This is a genomic window from Anaeromicrobium sp. (assembly GCF_025210435.1).
Lineage (GTDB): Bacteria > Bacillota > Clostridia > Peptostreptococcales > Thermotaleaceae > Anaeromicrobium.
In genome coordinates this window covers 1-18,104 of record NZ_JAOART010000044.1, presented here as the reverse complement: position 1 = coordinate 18,104, position 18,104 = coordinate 1, and the positions used below count along the sequence as shown (strand labels likewise).

The following is an 18,104-nucleotide window of genomic DNA, read 5'->3' as shown; positions in this document are numbered from 1 at the left end:
TATTAACTTAATCTATAATTTATGTTCAAGATTATATCATAATCATAAAAGATTATGAAAATATATGGATTTGTTATGGGGGAATTTTTAGTTTGATAAATATTTAATTACATCTTGACACGGAAAATGAAAAATAGTATTATGAAAGTGTATTAAGTGTACTATATTAAATAGTACACTTAATACGGAACTGGAGGTGATGGTTTGTTTAATATAAATCCAAGGAGTAGTACACCTATTTATATGCAAATAGTAGATGAAGTAAAGGAATCCATATTAAAGGGCATATTAGAATCAGGAGACAAAATGCCATCTGTTAGGGAATTGGCAAAGATGATGATTATAAATCCAAATACTATACAAAAGGCATATAAAGAGTTAGAAAGGCAAAGGGTAATAGAAAAGATAAGGGGAAAGGGAACTTTCGTATCTACAGACTATGAGGGAAAGAGAGATGAAAGTAGAATGGATTTAGTAAAGGATAGTTTTAAAAAGGGATTAATTGAGTTAAAGTATATGGGAATTAGGGAAGATGAAATTATGGGAATTATAGAAGAGTTGATTGAAGAAATAAAGGGGGGAAAGTAAATGCTTAGGGTTCATAACCTTACTAAATACTTAGGGGAAGAAAAAATATTAGATGGAGTGAACTTAACTGTTAAAAAGGGGTCCATATATGGTTTAGTGGGGCCTAATGGAGCAGGGAAGAGTACTCTTATAAAAAACATAGTTGGTATATACAATCCAGAGGAAGGAAACGTCTATATAGAAGGAAATACAGTTAGTGATCCTTTAGTGAGAAATGACCTTGCCTATGTACCTGATTATCAAAATTTTTATCCTAATTTTAAAGTGAAGGATATGGTTGAATTTTACAAAAACACCTATTCTAATTGGGATGAGGATAAATTTAATAGATTAAGAGACATGTTTGAATTAGATATGAATAAAAAGATTAGAAAACTTTCTAAGGGTCAAAAAACTCAATTGTCCATTCATCTTAATTTATCAACAAATCCTAAACTATTAATTATGGATGAACCTACTAGTGGATTAGATCCTGTAATTAGGAAGGAAGTTTTAAATCTCATGGTAGATGAAGCGGCTAGTAATGATTGTACAGTATTAGTATCTACCCATAATTTAGGAGAATTAGAGCAAATATGTGATACTATAGGTTTTATAAGTAAGGGGAAAGTAAATTTAGAGACGAATTTAGAAGATTTAAAGGAAAATATTAAGAAGGTTCAAGTGGCCTTTAAAAATAAACTACCAGAACCTATAGAAAATGATTCTACAATACTAAAAATAGAAAAACTAGGAAGAGTATATCACATAGTAGTAAAGGAACATGTGGATGATTTTATAAAGAAATTACACCCATATGATCCTATTTTAGTAGAGACTATGGATATGTCTTTAGAAGAAATATTTATATATAAGATGGCAGGTGAAGGTTATGAATTTAAAAAAATTATATAATAAAACCCTAGTGAAAAAGGACATGAAACTAATATTATGGTTAATTGTAATAGCTACTATAGCCCTGTTTATTGACTTACCAATGAAAAATATTTCTTATTTAGGAGATTTAAAATATGGATTTGAAGGAAGATTTTATGGAGATATATGGAAAATAGAAGAGGCTGTAAATAGGGCATCCTTTTTACAGATCTTTATGAATGTAGTATTAGCCATATCCTTAGGCGTTCTTTTAATAGGTGAAGAAAAGAGAAAGAAAACCTTGGATATACTTTGGCATATGCCCTATTCAAAGGCACAGATATATTTTAATAAAATATTGGTAGGTTTAATAAGTATTATAATACCATTTCTTATTAATAGTTTAATCATGATATTCATGAGCATTACTATTAAAGAAATAGGTGACATATATACTCCTAGGATGATTATTGAATCTTTAGGATTAAATATTTATGTAACCATACTTATTTTTATGTTTAGTATATTAATCGGAAGTACCTCTGGAAATAGTATAAGCCAGACTGCAATCACCCTCATATTTATGATATTGCCCTTAGGGTTAATGGTACTATTCTTTGGAAATCTAAATGCTTGGGGATTTCATATTACCATGCCTGTTGATGATAGCCCGATAGGAATATTTGTTCAATATACTTCTATGGCCATGTACTTAGTACCATTAGAGGCATATGATACTCTAGGTGGAGATGTAATGTCTAGATTAATTTGTGTAGGCATATATATATTGAGTTTTGGAGTGATTGCATATAAGTGCTTTAAGAATACTAATATGGGAAGAAATGGTGAAGTATTAGCCTTTAAATCTCTAGACAAAATACTTTTATATGGAGTTACCATTTGTTCCATGATGTTATTAGGCCTATTACTTGATTCCATGCTATCCTTTGGGAAATTAGGATTGTTAACGGGATATGTATTAGGAGGATTTGGTGGATATAAACTTACTAATCATTTTATAAATGTTAGTGGAGCAAAAAACTAAAAAAATAGCCTAAGATCTTTAGATCTTAGGCTATTTTTATAGGGACTATTCATATATGTCAGCAAGACTTGCAGATATTTTGTCCATACTTGGTACATAATCAGAGTAGTTAAAATGCTCACTATTAGAATCAATGGGTAACTTCACTATGAAAGTAGATCCATTATTCACCTTACTTTTCACATATATATTTCCACCTAATAGATCCACTAAAGATTTAACTATAGAAAGGCCTAGGCCACTTCCCTCATGATATCTATTTAGAATGGGATTTACTTGACTGAATTTTTCGAAAATTACGTCATGCTTGTCCTCTGGTATGCCCCTGCCATTATCTTTTACAAATATGAATATGTTGTCTTTACGACAATAGAGTTTTACTATAATAGTATCATTTGGACGTGTAAATTTAATACCATTAGAAATTAGATTAACAAGGATCTTTTCTAGGGCATCCATGTCTATGGATATGATTTTTTCTTCTAAATTAGTAGTAAATATGAATCGGCGATTTAACTTTTTGATTGTAGGCAACATAAAAGCACAAATTTTTTCTATAACTTCCACTATATTTACACTTTCCTTTTGTATTGTCAATTCTCCTAGACTAATTTTAAGAGTATCTAAAAGATTATCTATAGTCTTAGATAATCTATAACAATTTTTCTTCATAATATCTAAAGTTTTATGATTAGTACCAGAATTTAAGGATTTATTTTCATTAGAGTACATTTCTAAGAGTTGAACAGAACTAAACAATAAATTTAAAGGTGTTTTTAACTCATGGGAAATGTTTGAAAAAAGTTCAGATTGAATTTTATCATAATTACGTATCTTATTTAAATAGATTTTATAAGTATTATCCTTTGTGTTAGTTAAATCTTCTATAAGTAAAATTACATACTCTTTATCTTTGAATGTAATTAATCTAGTATTAAACTTTAAAATTGGTTTTACAAGTTTACTATTGAAAATTAAATCTGGAGAAATATGTAAATCACATATGGGAACTCTATATTTGAAAGTATCTAAAACAATTTTTCTAATTTCATATAGGTTGCATGCCAAATTATGGCCACAGGATTCTTGGATGGAATTGTACATGCAGTTAAACACTTCTCCATCCCTTTTTCCTATAGGGTTTTCAGAATAAAAAATACGAATTGCTTCATCATTTACATCGGTAACTTTCAAATCTTCATTAATAATTATTAGGCCAACAGGAATGTTATTAAATATACTAGGTAACAAGTCTTTATTATTCATTGTATCTCCCCCTATTAATATCTTACTATAGATTATGTGTCAAAAAATGTAATAATCAATCGATGTATAATATAAACTTGACATACGAATTTCTTATGGGTATAATTGGCCTATAAGAAATTCGTATTACATATAAAACTGTGATTGAGAGAAGTACATTTTCTTTTTAAATTTCAGAGAGTGAACGGTAGGTGGAAGTTCATATTTAAGGGAATTTGGAATGGGCTCATGAGTGGGAACTGAAATTATTATTAGAGTAGGTAACCCGGGTTCTCCCGTTATAGAGATCGGATATCGGAAAAGTTATTTTCTCGTGTCTTAAAGAGATGTGTATTTTTATTGGTAAAAATACATAAGTGAGGTGGCACCGCCATAATAGATGATTATTGGCCCTCTATATGTGAAAGCATATGGAGGGCTTTTTTATTTGCATAAAAAGGAGGTGGTTAGGATGCTATGAACAAGTGATGAAATTCACTGGATAATAAAAAATAAAAATTTAGAAAAAATAAAGGGAGAGATTAGAAATGGAACTAAGAAAAAATATATTAACGGCATTACTAATTGCCATAGGATTTATACTACATCAAGTAATACCAGGAATATTAGGAGCAATGAAATTTGATATTATGCTTAGTGTAATATTTGTGTGTTTATTAGTAAACACTAATATGAAAAATACAATTATGACCGCCTTATTAGGAGGCTTTATAACGGCCATGACTACTACCTTCCCTGGAGGACAAATACCAAATGTGATAGATAAGATTATTACTTGCTTAGTAATATATATGATTATAAAGGGAATGGAAAAATATAAAAAAAATATAATATTTGTAGCATTTATAGGTTGTGTGGGAACCATTGTAAGTGGAACGGTATTTTTATACTCAGCTAGCCTAATAGTAGGTCTTCCAGCATCATTTAAAGTACTATTTTTAGGAGTAGTATTACCCACATCATTTTTCAATACCCTAGCTACTATATGTGTATATAATGCAGTAAAGGTTGCCCTTAAACATTCTAGAATAAAAATAGCCTAAGAAGGGCCATGTGGCAGAGGAATAATATCCTTTGTCACATGGTTTTTAAGAAATGAACATATTAGAATCTCATGGGATTAAGATTTTACGAAGCTACCACAATCAGTACACTCAGGACAATCGGCCTTTTGAGCATGCTTTATCACTTCGATGTGATCTAGGGTACAGAGATTTGTATTGCCAGCGTGATGCTTACATTCAGTTACATTACATCCTATGCTTGAATTTGTATGCATTATTTCACCTCCCTACGAAAATAGTATTTGCACTGAGGTGAAAGTTAATGTATAGTAATAATTAAAAAATCTTGACAATAAATACATATTTTTATAAATTAATATATATAATATAAATTAATAGTGGAATAAATTAAAAAGGTAATGATGGAAAGAGTAAAATTGGGGATTTGTTAAAGAGAGCCAGGTAAGGTGAGAACTGGTACAAAAAACCATTTTGAAGATGGCTCCTAAACTGCATAGTCGAAATTATAGTAGGCTATGACGGTAGCAACCGTTATATTGCAAAGTGATGAAGTCACTTATTGAGTTTATTGTTGTGAAGCAATGAAAAATTAGGGTGGTAACGCGAAACCAAACCTCGTCCCTACATATGTAGGAGCGAGGTTTTTTTGATGGATTTTTTTGGAAAGGTGATGGGTTTGAAATTTGCCAAAGGTATAGGTAGGCTATTGAGATTTGTTTATGGGTATCTAAAGGGATATATATTTGTGTCAATCATATATTTGACAGTGGCCCTTACAATAATATTGTTAGATCCCTATGAATTTAATTTAATCATTGTGCAGTACATAAAAACCCCTGATTATAGCAAATTAAATATTACTTGGGGTGGATATATTTTTATGTCATTATTTGGTTTTTATGAAGTTAAAAAACTAGAGAAAAAAATAAAGAAAAAGAAGAAAAAGAGGAGGAAGAAACATGAGTAAAAGGGAAACTTTTTATATTACTACGCCAATTTATTATCCAAGCTCAAATCTGCATATAGGTCACACTTATTGTACTGTGGCAGCAGATGCTATGGCTAGATTTAAGAGACTTACAGGATATGATGTAATGTTTTTAACGGGTACAGATGAGCATGGACAAAAAATAGAGACTATTGCTAAGGAAAAGGGAGTTACACCAAAGGAATATGTAGATGGGGTAGTTGCTGGAATCAAGGAATTATGGAAGACTATGGAGATTTCCTATGATCACTTCATAAGAACTACAGATGATTATCATGAAAGACGTGTTCAGGACATATTTAAAAAGCTTTATGATAAGGGTGAAATATATAAGGGTGAATACGAAGGATTATATTGTACACCATGTGAATCCTTCTGGACAGAAGCACAATTATCAGATGGAAATTGTCCTGATTGTGGACGAAAAGTAGAAAAGGCCAAGGAAGAAGCATATTTCTTTAAGCTTTCTAAGTATGGAGATAGACTTCTTAAATTATTTGAAGAACATCCAGAGTTCTTAGAACCTGCTTCAAGAAGAAATGAAATGATTAACAATTTCATAAAGCCAGGCCTTGAAGATTTATGTATTTCAAGAACTAGTTTTGATTGGGGTATTCCTGTGCCAATTGACGAAAAGCATGTTATATACGTATGGTTAGATGCTCTATCTAACTATATTACAGCCCTAGGTTATCCAGATGCAAAGGATAATTGTGACAAGTATTGGCCAGCAGATATACAGTTAGTAGGTAAGGAAATCGTGAGATTCCATACTATTATTTGGCCAGCAATGTTAATGGCCTTAGATTTACCACTTCCTAAGAAAGTATTTGGACATGGATGGATACTACTTGAAGGTGGAAAAATGTCTAAGTCTAAGGGAAATGTAGTAGATCCAGTTATATTAAATGAAAAGTATGGAGTAGATGCTCTTAAGTACTTCTTACTTAGAGAATATTCCTTTGGTCAAGATGGAGTATTCACTAATGAAGCTCTATTAAATAGAATTAATTCAGACCTTGCAAATGATTTAGGAAACTTAGTGAGCAGAACTGTTGCCATGATTGAAAAATATAATGGTGGAATAATTCCAGAATCTAAGGTTTCTACAGACTTTGACCAAGATCTAAAGAAAATTGCCATAAATGCTGCTAATCTAGTGGAAGAAAAAATGAATAATCTAGATTACTCAAATGCACTAGAAGAAATATGGAAAATAGTAAGAAGAAGTAATAAATATATAGATGAAACTACTCCATGGATATTAGCTAAGGATGAAGCTAATAAGGAAACATTAGACAATGTATTGTATAATTTAGCAGATGCAATTAGAATAGTTTCAGTTTTAATATTACCATTTATGCATACTACATCTAAAAATATCTGGAAACAACTAGGTATAAAAGAGGGTGAAGGAACTACTTGGGAAGATGCCCATGAATTTGGAAAATTAATTGTAGGAACTAAAGTTGAAAAGGGAGCAGCATTATTCCCAAGAATAGACGTGAAGAAGGAGCTAGAAGTATTGGAAAAATTAAATAAAGTGGAAGAACCTAAGAAGGAAGAAGTTAAAGAGGAAATTAAAGAAGAAAAGGCACCTATTACTATAGATGACTTTGCTAAACTTGATTTAAAAGTAGGTAAGGTATTAGAGTGTAAAAAGCACCCTAAGGCAGATAGACTATTAGTTTCTCAAGTGAAAATAGGAGACGAAGTACGTCAAATCGTATCTGGAATAGCTAAGTACTACACTCCAGAGGAAATGGTAGGAAAAAAAGTTGTTGTTGTAACTAACTTAAAGCCTATTAAGTTAAGAGGAGAAGAGTCTAAAGGTATGATATTAGCCGCAGACAAAGGTGAATTATTAACATTAGTAACAGCAGATATTGAAGACGGAGCTAATGTAGGTTAGAGGGAGGACCATTATGTTATTTGACTCACATGCCCATTTAAATGACTCTAGATTTGATAAAGATAGGGATCACATAATAAGAAGAGCTAAGGAAGAAGGGGTAGAGTATATATTAAACCCAGGAGCAGATTTTGCTTCATCTGTGGCATCTATAAACCTTGCAGAGAAGTATGATATGATTTATGCAGCTGTGGGGGTTCACCCCCATGATGCTAAGGATATGGATGAAACTACTATTACCCTACTAAGGGGACTTAGCAAAAAGAAAAAGGTAGTAGCCATTGGAGAAATTGGTCTTGATTATCATTATGATTTTTCTCCAAGGGATGTACAAAAAAAATGGTTCATAGAACAGATTAGACTGGCTAAAGAAGTGAATTTACCTATAATTATCCATGATAGGGAAGCTAATCAAGATGTGATGGATATTTTAAAGGCAGAAAATGCCTTTGAGACGGGGGTACTTCTTCATTGCTATTCAGGAAGTGCAGAATTAGCTAAACAATATGTTAAACTAGGAGCCTATATATCCATAGCAGGACCAGTAACCTTTAAAAATGCAAGGAAAACTGTGGAAGTAGTAGAACAAATTCCACTAGAATATTTAATGATAGAAACGGATTCGCCATATCTAACACCAATGCCATATAGGGGAAAGAGAAATGAATCCTCCTACGTGCAATATGTGGCAGATAAGATAGCTCAAATAAAGGGCATATCTTATGAGCAGGTGGCAGATCAAACTTGTGAAAATGCAAAGAAGTTCTTTGGAATAAAGTAGAAAATACTCTATATAGATTTCTGGTGTATAAACTTGCTTTATGCGGGCCTATTTCAGGAAACTATTGAAAATCTTTTCCACCCAAGTCCTTGTCACAAGCGAAAGAGTGAATATTCGTAGATAGGTTCATGTGTCATGTTGGAGTAGCATAGGATGTTGTGACGTTCCAGGGTTCCAAAGATTTTCAATGGTTTCCCTTATAGGCAAGTTATTGTATAAATAAAGCTTAGAACTGGGAAATCTATAAAGAGGGTGCTTTTTGCGAAAATTTACACGATTCTACAAATTGCGTTGACAGATATATATATATAAATTACAATTTAATTAAGACAAAAAAACAGTAAAAAATTAAATAAGTAGTAGAAAGCAGCTAAAGAGAGTAATCTGATATTATAGGAGCCTTAACTGCTCTACAATAGAAGACGCTTATACTATATATGTATCTTCTATTGTGGAGCAGTTTTTATTCTTTATAAATAGAATCTTTTAAAAAATTTAATAACTTATTCGGAGGTGGCATTATGGAAAAAACAAAGATTGTTATTGTGGATGACTCCTTTTTTTCTTTAAGTGTACTAAGAGACATATTAGAGGAAAAGGGATTTGAGGTAGTAGGAGAAGCTAGTTCATTAGAAGAAACTATAGATGTTGTGAAAGAAAAGAAGCCAGATTTAGTCACTATGGATATGACAATTCCTGGAACTGATGGTTTAGAATGTACGAGGGCAATTCATAAAATAGACTCTAATATAAAGGTAATTATTGTAAGTTCCATGAAGGATGATGAAATTGTTAAAAAAGCAAAGGCAAATAAAGTGTCAGGATACGTTCAAAAGCCAGTAGACCCAGATGAAATTGCTACTGCAATAAATCGTGCCATGGCTGGAGATAAATTACTTTCAGAGTTAGATAAAATATATTTTGATGTATTTAAAGAAAGCTTTTCTAATAATTTAAACCGAGTAGGAAAGACTATTCCTACATATGATGAGGAGACTCAATCAAATGATACGGAAGATTCTAGAGGTATTTCTGTTGTTATAGGTATTATTGGAAAGTGTTCTGGTAGAATGATATTTGACCTTTCAAAGGAAACGGCTAAAAAATTAGCTGAATCTGCTTTGAGAAGAGAAGTAAAAGACATGAAAGAATGCTTTGCTGTAGCTAGTGAATTTGCAAATATTATTGCAGGAAATGCTTGTTCCATACTAAACAGAAAGAATAAAATCCTTGGACTGCGTGTGGCACCTCCTACCATATTCCATGGTGAATCTTTAAAAATATCAAAATCCATGCTAAAAACCACTTCTGTGGTAGGAAAGACTTCTTTTGGAGATATGTATCTAAATGTGGGATTCAAGAGAGGTGACGAAGAATGGATGTAAAATTAATAAATCCATTTGTTGAAGCATTTTCTGCTGTAATGCCACAGATTGGATTTGGTGACATAAAAAAAGGAGCCTTAAGTTTAAAGGATAAAAATATTAAGATTAATGGTGTAATGATCAATTTAGGCATGGTTGGAGATATTAAAGGGAATGTAATCTATGGTATGAGCATGGATAATGCAAAGGCAATTGCTTCAAAAATGATGATGGGTATGCCTGTTGAAACATTAGATGACATGGCACAAAGTGCACTTTCTGAACTTTCTAATATGCTTACTGCAAATGCTAGTATTAACTTTGAAAACATGAAAATAAATACTAATATATCCACTCCCACATTGATGTATGGTGAAGATATTAATATAAAGGTTAATGTGGACAAGGTTTTATGTGTAGAGGTATTGGCTGATAATATTCCTATTGAGATTAATATTGCTTTTGACAGCTAAAAATAAATATTCTTTTAAAGATGATTTCTAATAGAGTAGAGGTCATCTTTTTTTATCTATTTTTATTCCACTAATGTAATTTTAGTTAATTAAGACGAAAGAACACAATATATTACATGAAAACAATAAAAAAATATCCAAATTTCTACAAAATTTTTAAATTTTGTATTATATAATTATAATCTGTACTCAGAAGGGGAATGTTAATATGTTTTCAATACTGTTTTATATAGTTATTTTAGTGTAATTATTCATGTAGAAAACACAATAGTATACAAAATTTTAAGTCAATATGAATAATTGAGAGGTGGATATAGAAAATGAAAAATTTCAAAGGAGCAGTTTTAAGTGTGGTATCCCATGGGGTTGTTTTGGCAAATATGGTAAAGGTTGAATCTTCTAATATGGTGATATTCCACAAACCTAAAATACGCCACCTATTAAAAAACAGATTAGAGAAATGATAACTTTTTTAGTTTGTGATGATGATAAACTTACCAGAATACTATTGAAGAAGATAATCAATGATACTATTAGTAATAGCAAAGTTATTATTGCTAATGATGGTATTGAAGCCATTACTATATTCAAGAAAGAAGATGTTCATATTGTACTTTTGGATATAGAGATGCCAAATCTCAATGGAATTGAAACTGCTGAAATATTGACAAAGATGAATGATAGAATAAAAATTATATTTATTACTGCCTATACGGAATTTGCTTTAGATTCCTTTAATGTACATCCATATGACTATATATTGAAACCTATAAATATAGAAAGATTGAGAGCGGGTTTAAAATCATTATGTAATGAGATATACAGAGAAAAGAATTATAAGAAGGAAAATAATGCAATATTTATAAAACAAAGGCATGAGACATTTAGAATAGCCTATGAGGATGTATTGTATTTAGAAAAGGTAGATAGATCAGTTTTATTGCATACATCTAATTCTAATTATATAATGAATAAGAATTTAAGTGAAGTAGAGATATTACTAAATGAAATTTTTTTTAGGGTACATAAATCCTTTATTGTGAATTTGAGGCATATAAACAAGATAAAGAATATAGGTAATTCATATATTATTGAATTCAAAAATACATCTAAAGTTGCATATATGAGTAAATATAAATATGTACAACAAAAAAAGAGTTATAGCTATTTAATAGCTATAACTCTTTTTTTGTTGTACATATATCCAGTCAAACGCTTATTTTGACTTCTTATGTAGAAAAGAGAGGTTTTTTGGAGAAAAAATTAAATTAAAAAAATGAGAAAGTTTGGTTTACTATTTATGAGTTTTTATCTCTTTAACTTTTAAACAAGAGTTAAAGGGGTAATAGAATGTATTCAGAAATAGTAAATCTAATTCACAAAATTAAGTCTGGTAATAATGAATCCTTAGTAGAATTAATAAAAATATTTAAACCATTAATAAGAAAATTTTCTTACAAATTAAATTATGATTGTGCAGAGACTGATATACAAATTTTTTTAATCACATTATTTAGAAAATTTCCAATAGAAGATACAAATGAAAATTTAGTATTAGCTTATATAAAAAATTGTGTATATAACGAATATATTAGGCTCTCAAAGAAGTATGGAAAAATTAATAGTAGAGAACTAGTAGGGTTTGAACAAGATATGTCTACTATTTCAAGTGAGGGGTTTGAAGATAATGTAAATGCTAGTATTGTAATTAAAGATTTAATGGAGAATTTATCAGAAAGGGAAGAGACGATTATTAAAAGCATATACTTTGATAATTTAACTCAGGTAGAGTTAGCAGATAAATTAGGAGTTACAAAACAATATATAAACAAAGCTAAGAAAAATATCTTAAAGAAATTAAAGAATATGTATATAGAAAAAAACACTAGACATATGGGGAGGAGAATATAAGGTGAAGATTATAAAACCTAATTTGAAATTTAAGAGCTTAAAGAAACTTTGTAAAAGGTGGATTTTATACCCAGCAGATAAATTTTCAATAGATAAAAGGAGAAATAGTACATTTAGAAGTAATACATTATATGATACATACACTGTTAAATCAGGAGATACTCTATGGAGTATATCTAGAGAAATGAATATGGTAATGGATGAATTAAGAGGTCTAAATGGATTGACTGGTGATACCATTTATGTGAATCAAATATTAAGGATAATTTAATTAAAAATATAAATAGTTTAATGAAGATTAAAAAGGTGATTTTGTAAATGTAGAGAAATCATCTTTTTTTAGTTAAAGTTGCATGTATTTTTCTTAAATTATAATCTGTTTTATAAGTTTATATAAAAAAATTATAATGTTAGGTTTACTTTTTATAATTATATACCTCTTTAATTAGTGTAAAGCAAATAACCGGTTAGAGCTTACAAGAAATAAGGATCATAGAGTACACTAAACTTTTCTTTAATGGAAGTAAAAGAAGCTGTATTTGGTACTTATGACACCTATACAGTTAAGGCTGGAGATACTCTATGGTCTATAGCAAGAAATTATAACATGACCGTCCTAAAGCTCATGGAGCTTAATGGACTAAAGGGTAGCTTAATCTACCCAAACCAAATATTAAAAATTATGTAAAAAATGAAAGGAGAGATTTGTTATGGCAATAAATCCATTTACTTTTGATAAAGAAAAAGGAACTATAACGGGTTATGATGTGTCAATTGGTGGAACAGATGTTGTTATTCCAAAACAAATAGATGGAGTAGATGTTGTAACTATTGGGAATGATGCTTTTAGTAATAAGAAGTTAACATCTGTGAAAATACCAAATAGCGTTACCGTTATTGGGAATGATGCTTTTGTATATAATCGACTAACTTATGTAGAGATACCAAATAGTGTTACTTCTATTGCAAATGCTGCTTTTGCTGGTAATAAGTTAACGTCTGTGGAAATACCAAATAGTGTTATTTATATGGGGTATGGTGCTTTTGCTGCAAATCAGTTAACATCTGTAACTATAGGGGGGAGAGATTCTTATAGATTTAATTTGGTATGGAGTAAAATAGGATTTCCAGTGAAATTGATGAAGGTAAATCCATATATTTTTGATAGATATACAGGAACTATAACAGGTTATGATATGTCAATTGGAGGGACAGATGTTGTTATTCCAAAACAACTATATGAAGTAGATGTTGTAGCTATTGGGGATGAGGCTTTTATTAATAATAAGTTAACGTCTGTGGTAATTCCAGATAGTGTGACTTCTATTGGAGATAGTGCTTTCTGGGGTAATAGGTTAACATCTGTGGAGATACCAGATAGTGTTACTTCTATTGGAAATAGTGCTTTTGGCCTTAATGAGTTAACGTCTGTAAAAATACCAAATAGCGTTACAGCTATTGGGGATGCTACTTTTTATGAGAATAAGTTAACATCTGTGAAAATACCAAGTAGCGTTACAACTATTGGGGAGGGTGCTTTTGTGTATAATAGGTTAACTTATGTAGAGATACCAAATAGTGTAACTTCTATTGGAGGTATTGCTTTTGCTGGTAGTCAGTTAACGTCTGTGAAAATACCAAATAGTGTTACTTCGATTGGCCTTTCTGCTTTTGCCGGTAGTCAGGTAACATCTGTAACTATAGAGGGTAAAAACCCTTATAGATTTAATTCTGTATGGGATGGAATAGGATTCCCAACGAAATTGATGAAGGTAAATCCATATACTTTTGATAGAGATACAGGAACTATAACTGGTTATGATGTGTCAATTGGAGGAACAGATGTTGTTATTCCAAAACAACTAGATGAAGTAGATGTTGTAGCTATTGGGGATGAGGTTTTTCGTTACAAGCAATTAACGTCTGTGGTAATTCCAGATAGTGTCACTTCTATTGGGGATGATGCTTTTAATGGTAATAAGTTAACTTCTGTGACTATAGAGGGTAAATACCCTTATAGATTCAATTCAAGATGGGGGGAAATTGGTTTTCCAATAAAGGTAATAGCAGCTAATACTGATTATAGTGCTAAAAACAGCAATATAAAAGTAGGTTTAATCTATCTAGGTAATGAAAGTGGTATTAAACAAAAACAGTGTAAAGTAACAAACTCTACATCAACCCCTACTAGTTGGAATAATTACACAGGACAGATAACATTATCAACAAACGGAAACCACTATGTTCACTACAGAGCAGTAGATGATGCAGGCAATATTAAAACAGGGCATTTTGGACCGTACATAATAGATAAGGTTGCTCCAACGGTAACAGCAGACAATACAGATTATTCAGTGAAAAATAGTCACATAAGAGTAGGTTTAACTTATGCGGATAATAAAAGTGGAATCAAACAAAAGCAGCACAAGGTAACAAATTCTACAGCAACTCCTAATAGTTGGGAGAACTATAGTGGAGAAATAATATTAGCGGAAAATGGAACACATTATATTCATTTCAAAGTAGTAGATAATGCAGGAAACGTAAAAATAGGTTACTTTGGCCCTTATAAAATTGATATAACGAGTTCTGATAAAATTGATTTAGCAATTAGCTCTATTACAACAGATAAAAAATTACCATTTACTATAGATGAAAAAGTTAATTTCAATATAAAAGTAAAGAACTTTAGCAATGTTGATAGTCCAAGGAGTTTAGTAGTACTTAAAGATAGCAACAACAATGTGTTGAACTGTATAAAACTATCAGCTATAAAGTCTGGTTCTTCAAGAGAAGTAGTTCTGAACAAAGAGATAAAAATTGAAGACATTGTAGATGGACAATTAAAAATAAATTTCGCTATTGAGTGTATAGACAATGAGTATACAGAAACAGATTCTAAAAATAATGAAAAGGTATTAGAGTACAGTGTAGCAGAATAATTAAAATATTTTATTTAAAATAAAAGATTAGAGAAGGTGATTGAATGACAGTTAGATTAAGTGAATATAGCAAAGGTGAAAACTATATTGTAGTGAAATTTACTGGATTACAATATAGTCCGAATGATTCAAGATATTACTTCAACATTAAGTGTGTTGATGACAATTATAAAATAATAGAAAATAGCAATTTTGATTATGATGACTCAGAAGTACAGTTTTATGATAATGACTCCATTGCAGTAAAAATAAATGGTTTAGAGGCAGGCAAAACTTATACAATTTATGGGAAAGTAAATTTTGATGGTATTTGGTATAATCCATACAATAGTAGTATAACTGTGGCCACAAAAGGTAACAACGGTAACGGCACTACGCCAAATAAACCAGTAGGTGATTACACCTACAATCCTGATAGAGTTGCTTACTTAAATGACTATGAAGTGAAACCCATTTCTCCTACAGAATTAAAAGTATCTTTTGTTGCAGATAGTACATCATATGATGGATTAAACTATGGGATTGATTATATAGAAATTTATCTTGATGGTGAATTATATGCAAAGGTAGATAAAGGCGATGCTCCATTTGGATATGAATTGGATGATAGTAATGATTATTTTGAATATATTATTAGAGGCTTAGAACCAAATACACGTTATACAATAGGTACGAGATGCTATGATTACAAGAATCGAGATGAAACAACATGGTATGGTGATGTTTTTGATGAATCAGCTTATACAGATCCACTCATCATATTACCGTCTGCTCCTTCGTATATAGCATTTGATATCTCTAAGGGTGTAAATGGTAGAAGTGAAAATAACTCAAAAGCAGGAGTATATCTAAAGTGGGAAAATGCATCAAATGCAGATAATTATGACTTATATTGGAATGATAGAGATCATATTACTGTAAATGATACAACAACACATCTTAACAATGTATTAGATTATGGTAGAACATATACTTTTAAAGTTTATGGACATAATCAAAATGGATTATCAACTTCTTATGCATCAGCATTGGGTACTACAGCTCCAAAGACACCTACGATTAAGGCATCAAAAATAACAGATACAGGATTTATAATTAATGTTAGTGATATGATTTCTCAACAATATACACCTAAAGCTATTGTTGAAATTTGGAATGGAAATACAATGGTCACACATAAACCAATAAATGGTAATGGAAATATTAATTTTACGGAACTAAAACCTAAAAGTAAGTATAAAGTAAAAGCTCACAGTCAAATAGATGTAAATGGAACAACTATCAAAAGTTGTAATACTCACGAGATTGAAGTTACAACTGCAGAAACTATTGTAAAGAAAAAATATGATTTAGGGATTAAAACAGTAAATAGCAATAAGGGAAATAGCCTAAAAGTCGGAGAAGAAGTCATATTTACAGTACCAGTAACAAATTTAAAAGATACTATCGCCCCAAAGGTGAGCGTAATGCTAATAGATTCAAGAGGTAATGAAAGAGATACAAAAATATTGTCTTTAGTTAAGCCTAATTCTACTCAAAATGTAACCTTAAAGGCAACTATACAGTCAGAAGATGTTATTAACGAAAAGGTCAAATTTACTTTTTCTATTGAATGTTTAGATGCTGAATATTCAGATTCAAATATTGAAAATAACAGTGTATCTAGAGAATATGAAGTAGTAGTAATACCAAAACCTCCCACAAATATAAGACAATCAAAGTGGGCTCCATCAATGGGTATAGACCGTATGTATGATTTTGATAGAGATGAGAACGTTGTTTTAACTGAAGCTAAAGATTATGAAACTAATGAAATACTAGGAAAAACAGAAAGTGGAACGATTCACGTTGCTGCTAGACAATGGGGGAAAAAATGCATATTCAGACTTATATCATATACAGTAGATGGAGTTCCGAGTGCTTTTTCAGATATTGTCGAAGCAGACGTACCATCATTTAAACCTGATATGGAGTGTACAGCTGTAGATTATACTAAGCTTAACGCAGAAGAAAAGAGAAAGTATGATGCTTGTTATGATGATGATGACGATGACGATTCTTATGAACAATGGATGCAATGTATGGAATATTTAAAAGAGAGAAAAAGTCCTGCTATTAGCCGCATAATTCCTGATCTTTCAAAATCAACTAATGATAAAATAGATGTTGGATTCACTTTTTGGGGCGCAGGCACTCAAGTAGCTGGCGGTCTTGCAATGCTAAGTGCAACAGGAATAGCAGCAGGAGGGGTAGCCGCTGCAACCGCTGCTATATTTGTAGCCCCAGTAACTATAGGATTAGGTATATTCTTAGTGGTTGATGGAGCTAATACAATTTTTGATACTGGTAAGAAGCTATTGCAAAAAAGTAACAATGAGCCTGTGACAGGATATAACGGCCTGAGAAATGCATACGTTCACCTTATGGGAGATAGAGAACTCGGTTATGACGTATACGATAGAACACAGGAATTTGCTGCAGCTACGTGTATTGCAGGTGATCTTGAGACATTACATAGAAGCATGTATAAGTTTAAAAATGTAAAAGGTCGAATGAAAAAAATTGTATTCAAAGGTAAGGAAGTGAAAAGAGAGCTAGTGTTGATGGGTAACAAAGTTAGTGTTAACTTGATCGATAAAGGTACTGGAATAGTAAAGGGAAGATATATTTATGATCTTTCTAAGATGGGAAAGTTTGATGCATTTAACTTGTTTGTTGATACGAAAAATGCACTTCCATTACTAGAGAAGTAGTTAGAAAATAATAATTAAGAGTTCAAAAAAGATAGCTTCAGGAGATTTCTCGAAGCTATCTTTTTTGTATAAGTGAAAACCACCTGCTGTGCGGGTGGTTCAAAAAAGCTTCCAGCGGTGAGCAGAAAATAAAAGACTCCTTTGTTAGAATAGTATTTAGGTTTGCCGACCAAATACAAAACAAAGGAGAATGCCCAAATG

The 18,104-nt window shown here is 31.1% G+C and carries 19 protein-coding genes and 2 other annotated features; of the genes, 16 read left to right on the top strand and 3 right to left on the bottom strand.

Annotated elements, in window-relative coordinates:
• Positions 1 to 204: 204 nt before the first annotated feature.
• The 3 genes from N4A57_RS05175 to N4A57_RS05165 are packed head-to-tail and all read left to right on the top strand — an operon-like array spanning position 205 to position 2,488.
• A complete protein-coding gene (locus tag N4A57_RS05175) occupies positions 205 to 588 on the top strand; it encodes a GntR family transcriptional regulator (protein ID WP_293656564.1) in 384 nt (127 codons plus the stop codon).
• Entirely contained in the window at positions 589 to 1,482 is an 894-nt protein-coding gene (locus N4A57_RS05170) for an ABC transporter ATP-binding protein (RefSeq protein WP_293656563.1), read from the top strand. It abuts the gene before it with no gap.
• The gene (locus N4A57_RS05165; protein WP_293656562.1) at positions 1,460 to 2,488 is read left to right on the top strand and encodes an ABC transporter permease subunit; all 1,029 of its coding nucleotides are present in this window, start codon (positions 1,460 to 1,462) and stop codon (positions 2,486 to 2,488) included. The genes N4A57_RS05170 and N4A57_RS05165 overlap by 23 nt, the downstream gene beginning before the upstream one ends.
• Before the next feature lie 45 nt (positions 2,489 to 2,533).
• Here N4A57_RS05165 and N4A57_RS05160 read toward each other — a convergent pair whose 3' ends face one another.
• Positions 2,534 to 3,754: a sensor histidine kinase gene (locus N4A57_RS05160; protein WP_293656561.1), complete on the bottom strand. Its 1,221-nt coding sequence runs from the start codon at positions 3,752 to 3,754 to the stop codon at positions 2,534 to 2,536.
• Between the two features lie 131 nt (positions 3,755 to 3,885).
• Positions 3,886 to 4,152 (top strand) — a binding site (T-box leader).
• 129 nt (positions 4,153 to 4,281) lie between these two features.
• On the opposite strand from N4A57_RS05160, the gene N4A57_RS05155 reads away from it, so the two are divergent.
• A complete protein-coding gene (locus tag N4A57_RS05155) occupies positions 4,282 to 4,797 on the top strand; it encodes a tryptophan transporter (RefSeq protein WP_293656560.1) in 516 nt (171 codons plus the stop codon).
• Between the two features lie 77 nt (positions 4,798 to 4,874).
• Here the strand turns inward: N4A57_RS05155 and N4A57_RS05150 are convergent, their stop codons facing one another.
• A complete protein-coding gene (locus tag N4A57_RS05150) occupies positions 4,875 to 5,033 on the bottom strand; it encodes a DUF1540 domain-containing protein (RefSeq protein ID WP_293656559.1) in 159 nt (52 codons plus the stop codon).
• Positions 5,034 to 5,168: 135 nt separating this feature from the next.
• Positions 5,169 to 5,405 (top strand) — a binding site (T-box leader).
• A 50-nt stretch (positions 5,406 to 5,455) separates the two neighbouring features.
• On the opposite strand from N4A57_RS05150, the gene N4A57_RS05145 reads away from it, so the two are divergent.
• The 12 genes from N4A57_RS05145 to N4A57_RS05090 all read left to right on the top strand — a co-directional run bounded on the left by N4A57_RS05145 (position 5,456) and on the right by N4A57_RS05090 (position 17,903).
• A complete protein-coding gene (locus N4A57_RS05145; protein ID WP_293656558.1) occupies positions 5,456 to 5,746 on the top strand; it encodes a hypothetical protein in 291 nt (96 codons plus the stop codon).
• Entirely contained in the window at positions 5,739 to 7,679 is a 1,941-nt protein-coding gene (gene metG, locus N4A57_RS05140) for a methionine--tRNA ligase (protein WP_293656556.1), read from the top strand. The genes N4A57_RS05145 and metG overlap by 8 nt, the downstream gene beginning before the upstream one ends.
• A gap of 13 nt (positions 7,680 to 7,692) precedes the next feature.
• Positions 7,693 to 8,460: a TatD family hydrolase gene (locus tag N4A57_RS05135; protein ID WP_293656555.1), complete on the top strand. Its 768-nt coding sequence runs from the start codon at positions 7,693 to 7,695 to the stop codon at positions 8,458 to 8,460.
• Positions 8,461 to 8,981: 521 nt separating this feature from the next.
• Positions 8,982 to 9,845, top strand: a complete 864-nt coding sequence (locus tag N4A57_RS05130; RefSeq protein ID WP_293656554.1) for a response regulator — start codon at positions 8,982 to 8,984, stop codon at positions 9,843 to 9,845.
• Positions 9,836 to 10,297 carry a chemotaxis protein CheX gene (locus tag N4A57_RS05125; RefSeq protein ID WP_293656553.1) on the top strand — a complete coding sequence of 154 codons (462 nt, stop codon included), beginning with the start codon at positions 9,836 to 9,838 and terminating at the stop codon, positions 10,295 to 10,297. Before N4A57_RS05130 ends, N4A57_RS05125 begins: the two co-directional genes overlap by 10 nt.
• Before the next feature lie 320 nt (positions 10,298 to 10,617).
• Positions 10,618 to 10,761 (top strand): hypothetical protein, encoded by a 144-nt coding sequence (locus N4A57_RS05120; protein ID WP_293656552.1) that lies wholly within the window; start codon positions 10,618 to 10,620, stop codon positions 10,759 to 10,761.
• Positions 10,758 to 11,522: a LytR/AlgR family response regulator transcription factor gene (locus tag N4A57_RS05115; RefSeq protein WP_293656551.1), complete on the top strand. Its 765-nt coding sequence runs from the start codon at positions 10,758 to 10,760 to the stop codon at positions 11,520 to 11,522. The genes N4A57_RS05120 and N4A57_RS05115 overlap by 4 nt, the downstream gene beginning before the upstream one ends.
• A gap of 125 nt (positions 11,523 to 11,647) precedes the next feature.
• Entirely contained in the window at positions 11,648 to 12,208 is a 561-nt protein-coding gene (locus N4A57_RS05110) for an RNA polymerase sigma factor (protein WP_293656550.1), read from the top strand.
• Between the two features lies 1 nt (position 12,209).
• Complete coding sequence (locus tag N4A57_RS05105; protein WP_293656549.1) at positions 12,210 to 12,479, top strand: LysM peptidoglycan-binding domain-containing protein; 270 nt, start codon at positions 12,210 to 12,212, stop codon at positions 12,477 to 12,479.
• A gap of 246 nt (positions 12,480 to 12,725) precedes the next feature.
• Positions 12,726 to 12,896 carry a LysM peptidoglycan-binding domain-containing protein gene (locus N4A57_RS05100; RefSeq protein WP_293656548.1) on the top strand — a complete coding sequence of 57 codons (171 nt, stop codon included), beginning with the start codon at positions 12,726 to 12,728 and terminating at the stop codon, positions 12,894 to 12,896.
• A gap of 22 nt (positions 12,897 to 12,918) precedes the next feature.
• Entirely contained in the window at positions 12,919 to 15,150 is a 2,232-nt protein-coding gene (locus N4A57_RS05095; RefSeq protein WP_293656547.1) for a leucine-rich repeat domain-containing protein, read from the top strand.
• A 44-nt stretch (positions 15,151 to 15,194) separates the two neighbouring features.
• The gene (locus N4A57_RS05090; protein ID WP_293656546.1) at positions 15,195 to 17,903 is read left to right on the top strand and encodes a hypothetical protein; all 2,709 of its coding nucleotides are present in this window, start codon (positions 15,195 to 15,197) and stop codon (positions 17,901 to 17,903) included.
• 14 nt (positions 17,904 to 17,917) lie between these two features.
• Here N4A57_RS05090 and N4A57_RS05085 read toward each other — a convergent pair.
• Positions 17,918 to 18,104 (bottom strand): hypothetical protein (locus tag N4A57_RS05085; protein ID WP_293656545.1); only part of this gene is annotated, 187 nt, incomplete at its 5' end.

Excerpts from the sequence above, each read along its gene's own strand:
- N4A57_RS05135 (WP_293656555.1), top strand. The coding sequence starts at position 7,693 with ATGTTATTTGACTCACATGCCCATTTAAATGACTCTAGATTTGATAAA.
- N4A57_RS05095 (WP_293656547.1), top strand. The coding sequence starts at position 12,919 with ATGGCAATAAATCCATTTACTTTTGATAAAGAAAAAGGAACTATAACG.
- N4A57_RS05170 (WP_293656563.1), top strand. The coding sequence starts at position 589 with ATGCTTAGGGTTCATAACCTTACTAAATACTTAGGGGAAGAAAAAATA.
- N4A57_RS05125 (WP_293656553.1), top strand. The coding sequence starts at position 9,836 with ATGGATGTAAAATTAATAAATCCATTTGTTGAAGCATTTTCTGCTGTA.
- N4A57_RS05130 (WP_293656554.1), top strand. The coding sequence starts at position 8,982 with ATGGAAAAAACAAAGATTGTTATTGTGGATGACTCCTTTTTTTCTTTA.
- N4A57_RS05165 (WP_293656562.1), top strand. The coding sequence starts at position 1,460 with ATGAATTTAAAAAAATTATATAATAAAACCCTAGTGAAAAAGGACATG.
- metG (WP_293656556.1), top strand. The coding sequence starts at position 5,739 with ATGAGTAAAAGGGAAACTTTTTATATTACTACGCCAATTTATTATCCA.
- N4A57_RS05100 (WP_293656548.1), top strand. The coding sequence starts at position 12,726 with ATGGAAGTAAAAGAAGCTGTATTTGGTACTTATGACACCTATACAGTT.
- N4A57_RS05160 (WP_293656561.1), bottom strand. The coding sequence starts at position 3,754 with ATGAATAATAAAGACTTGTTACCTAGTATATTTAATAACATTCCTGTT.
- N4A57_RS05090 (WP_293656546.1), top strand. The coding sequence starts at position 15,195 with ATGACAGTTAGATTAAGTGAATATAGCAAAGGTGAAAACTATATTGTA.
- N4A57_RS05155 (WP_293656560.1), top strand. The coding sequence starts at position 4,282 with ATGGAACTAAGAAAAAATATATTAACGGCATTACTAATTGCCATAGGA.
- N4A57_RS05120 (WP_293656552.1), top strand. The coding sequence starts at position 10,618 with ATGAAAAATTTCAAAGGAGCAGTTTTAAGTGTGGTATCCCATGGGGTT.
- N4A57_RS05150 (WP_293656559.1), bottom strand. The coding sequence starts at position 5,033 with ATGCATACAAATTCAAGCATAGGATGTAATGTAACTGAATGTAAGCAT.
- N4A57_RS05110 (WP_293656550.1), top strand. The coding sequence starts at position 11,648 with ATGTATTCAGAAATAGTAAATCTAATTCACAAAATTAAGTCTGGTAAT.
- N4A57_RS05115 (WP_293656551.1), top strand. The coding sequence starts at position 10,758 with ATGATAACTTTTTTAGTTTGTGATGATGATAAACTTACCAGAATACTA.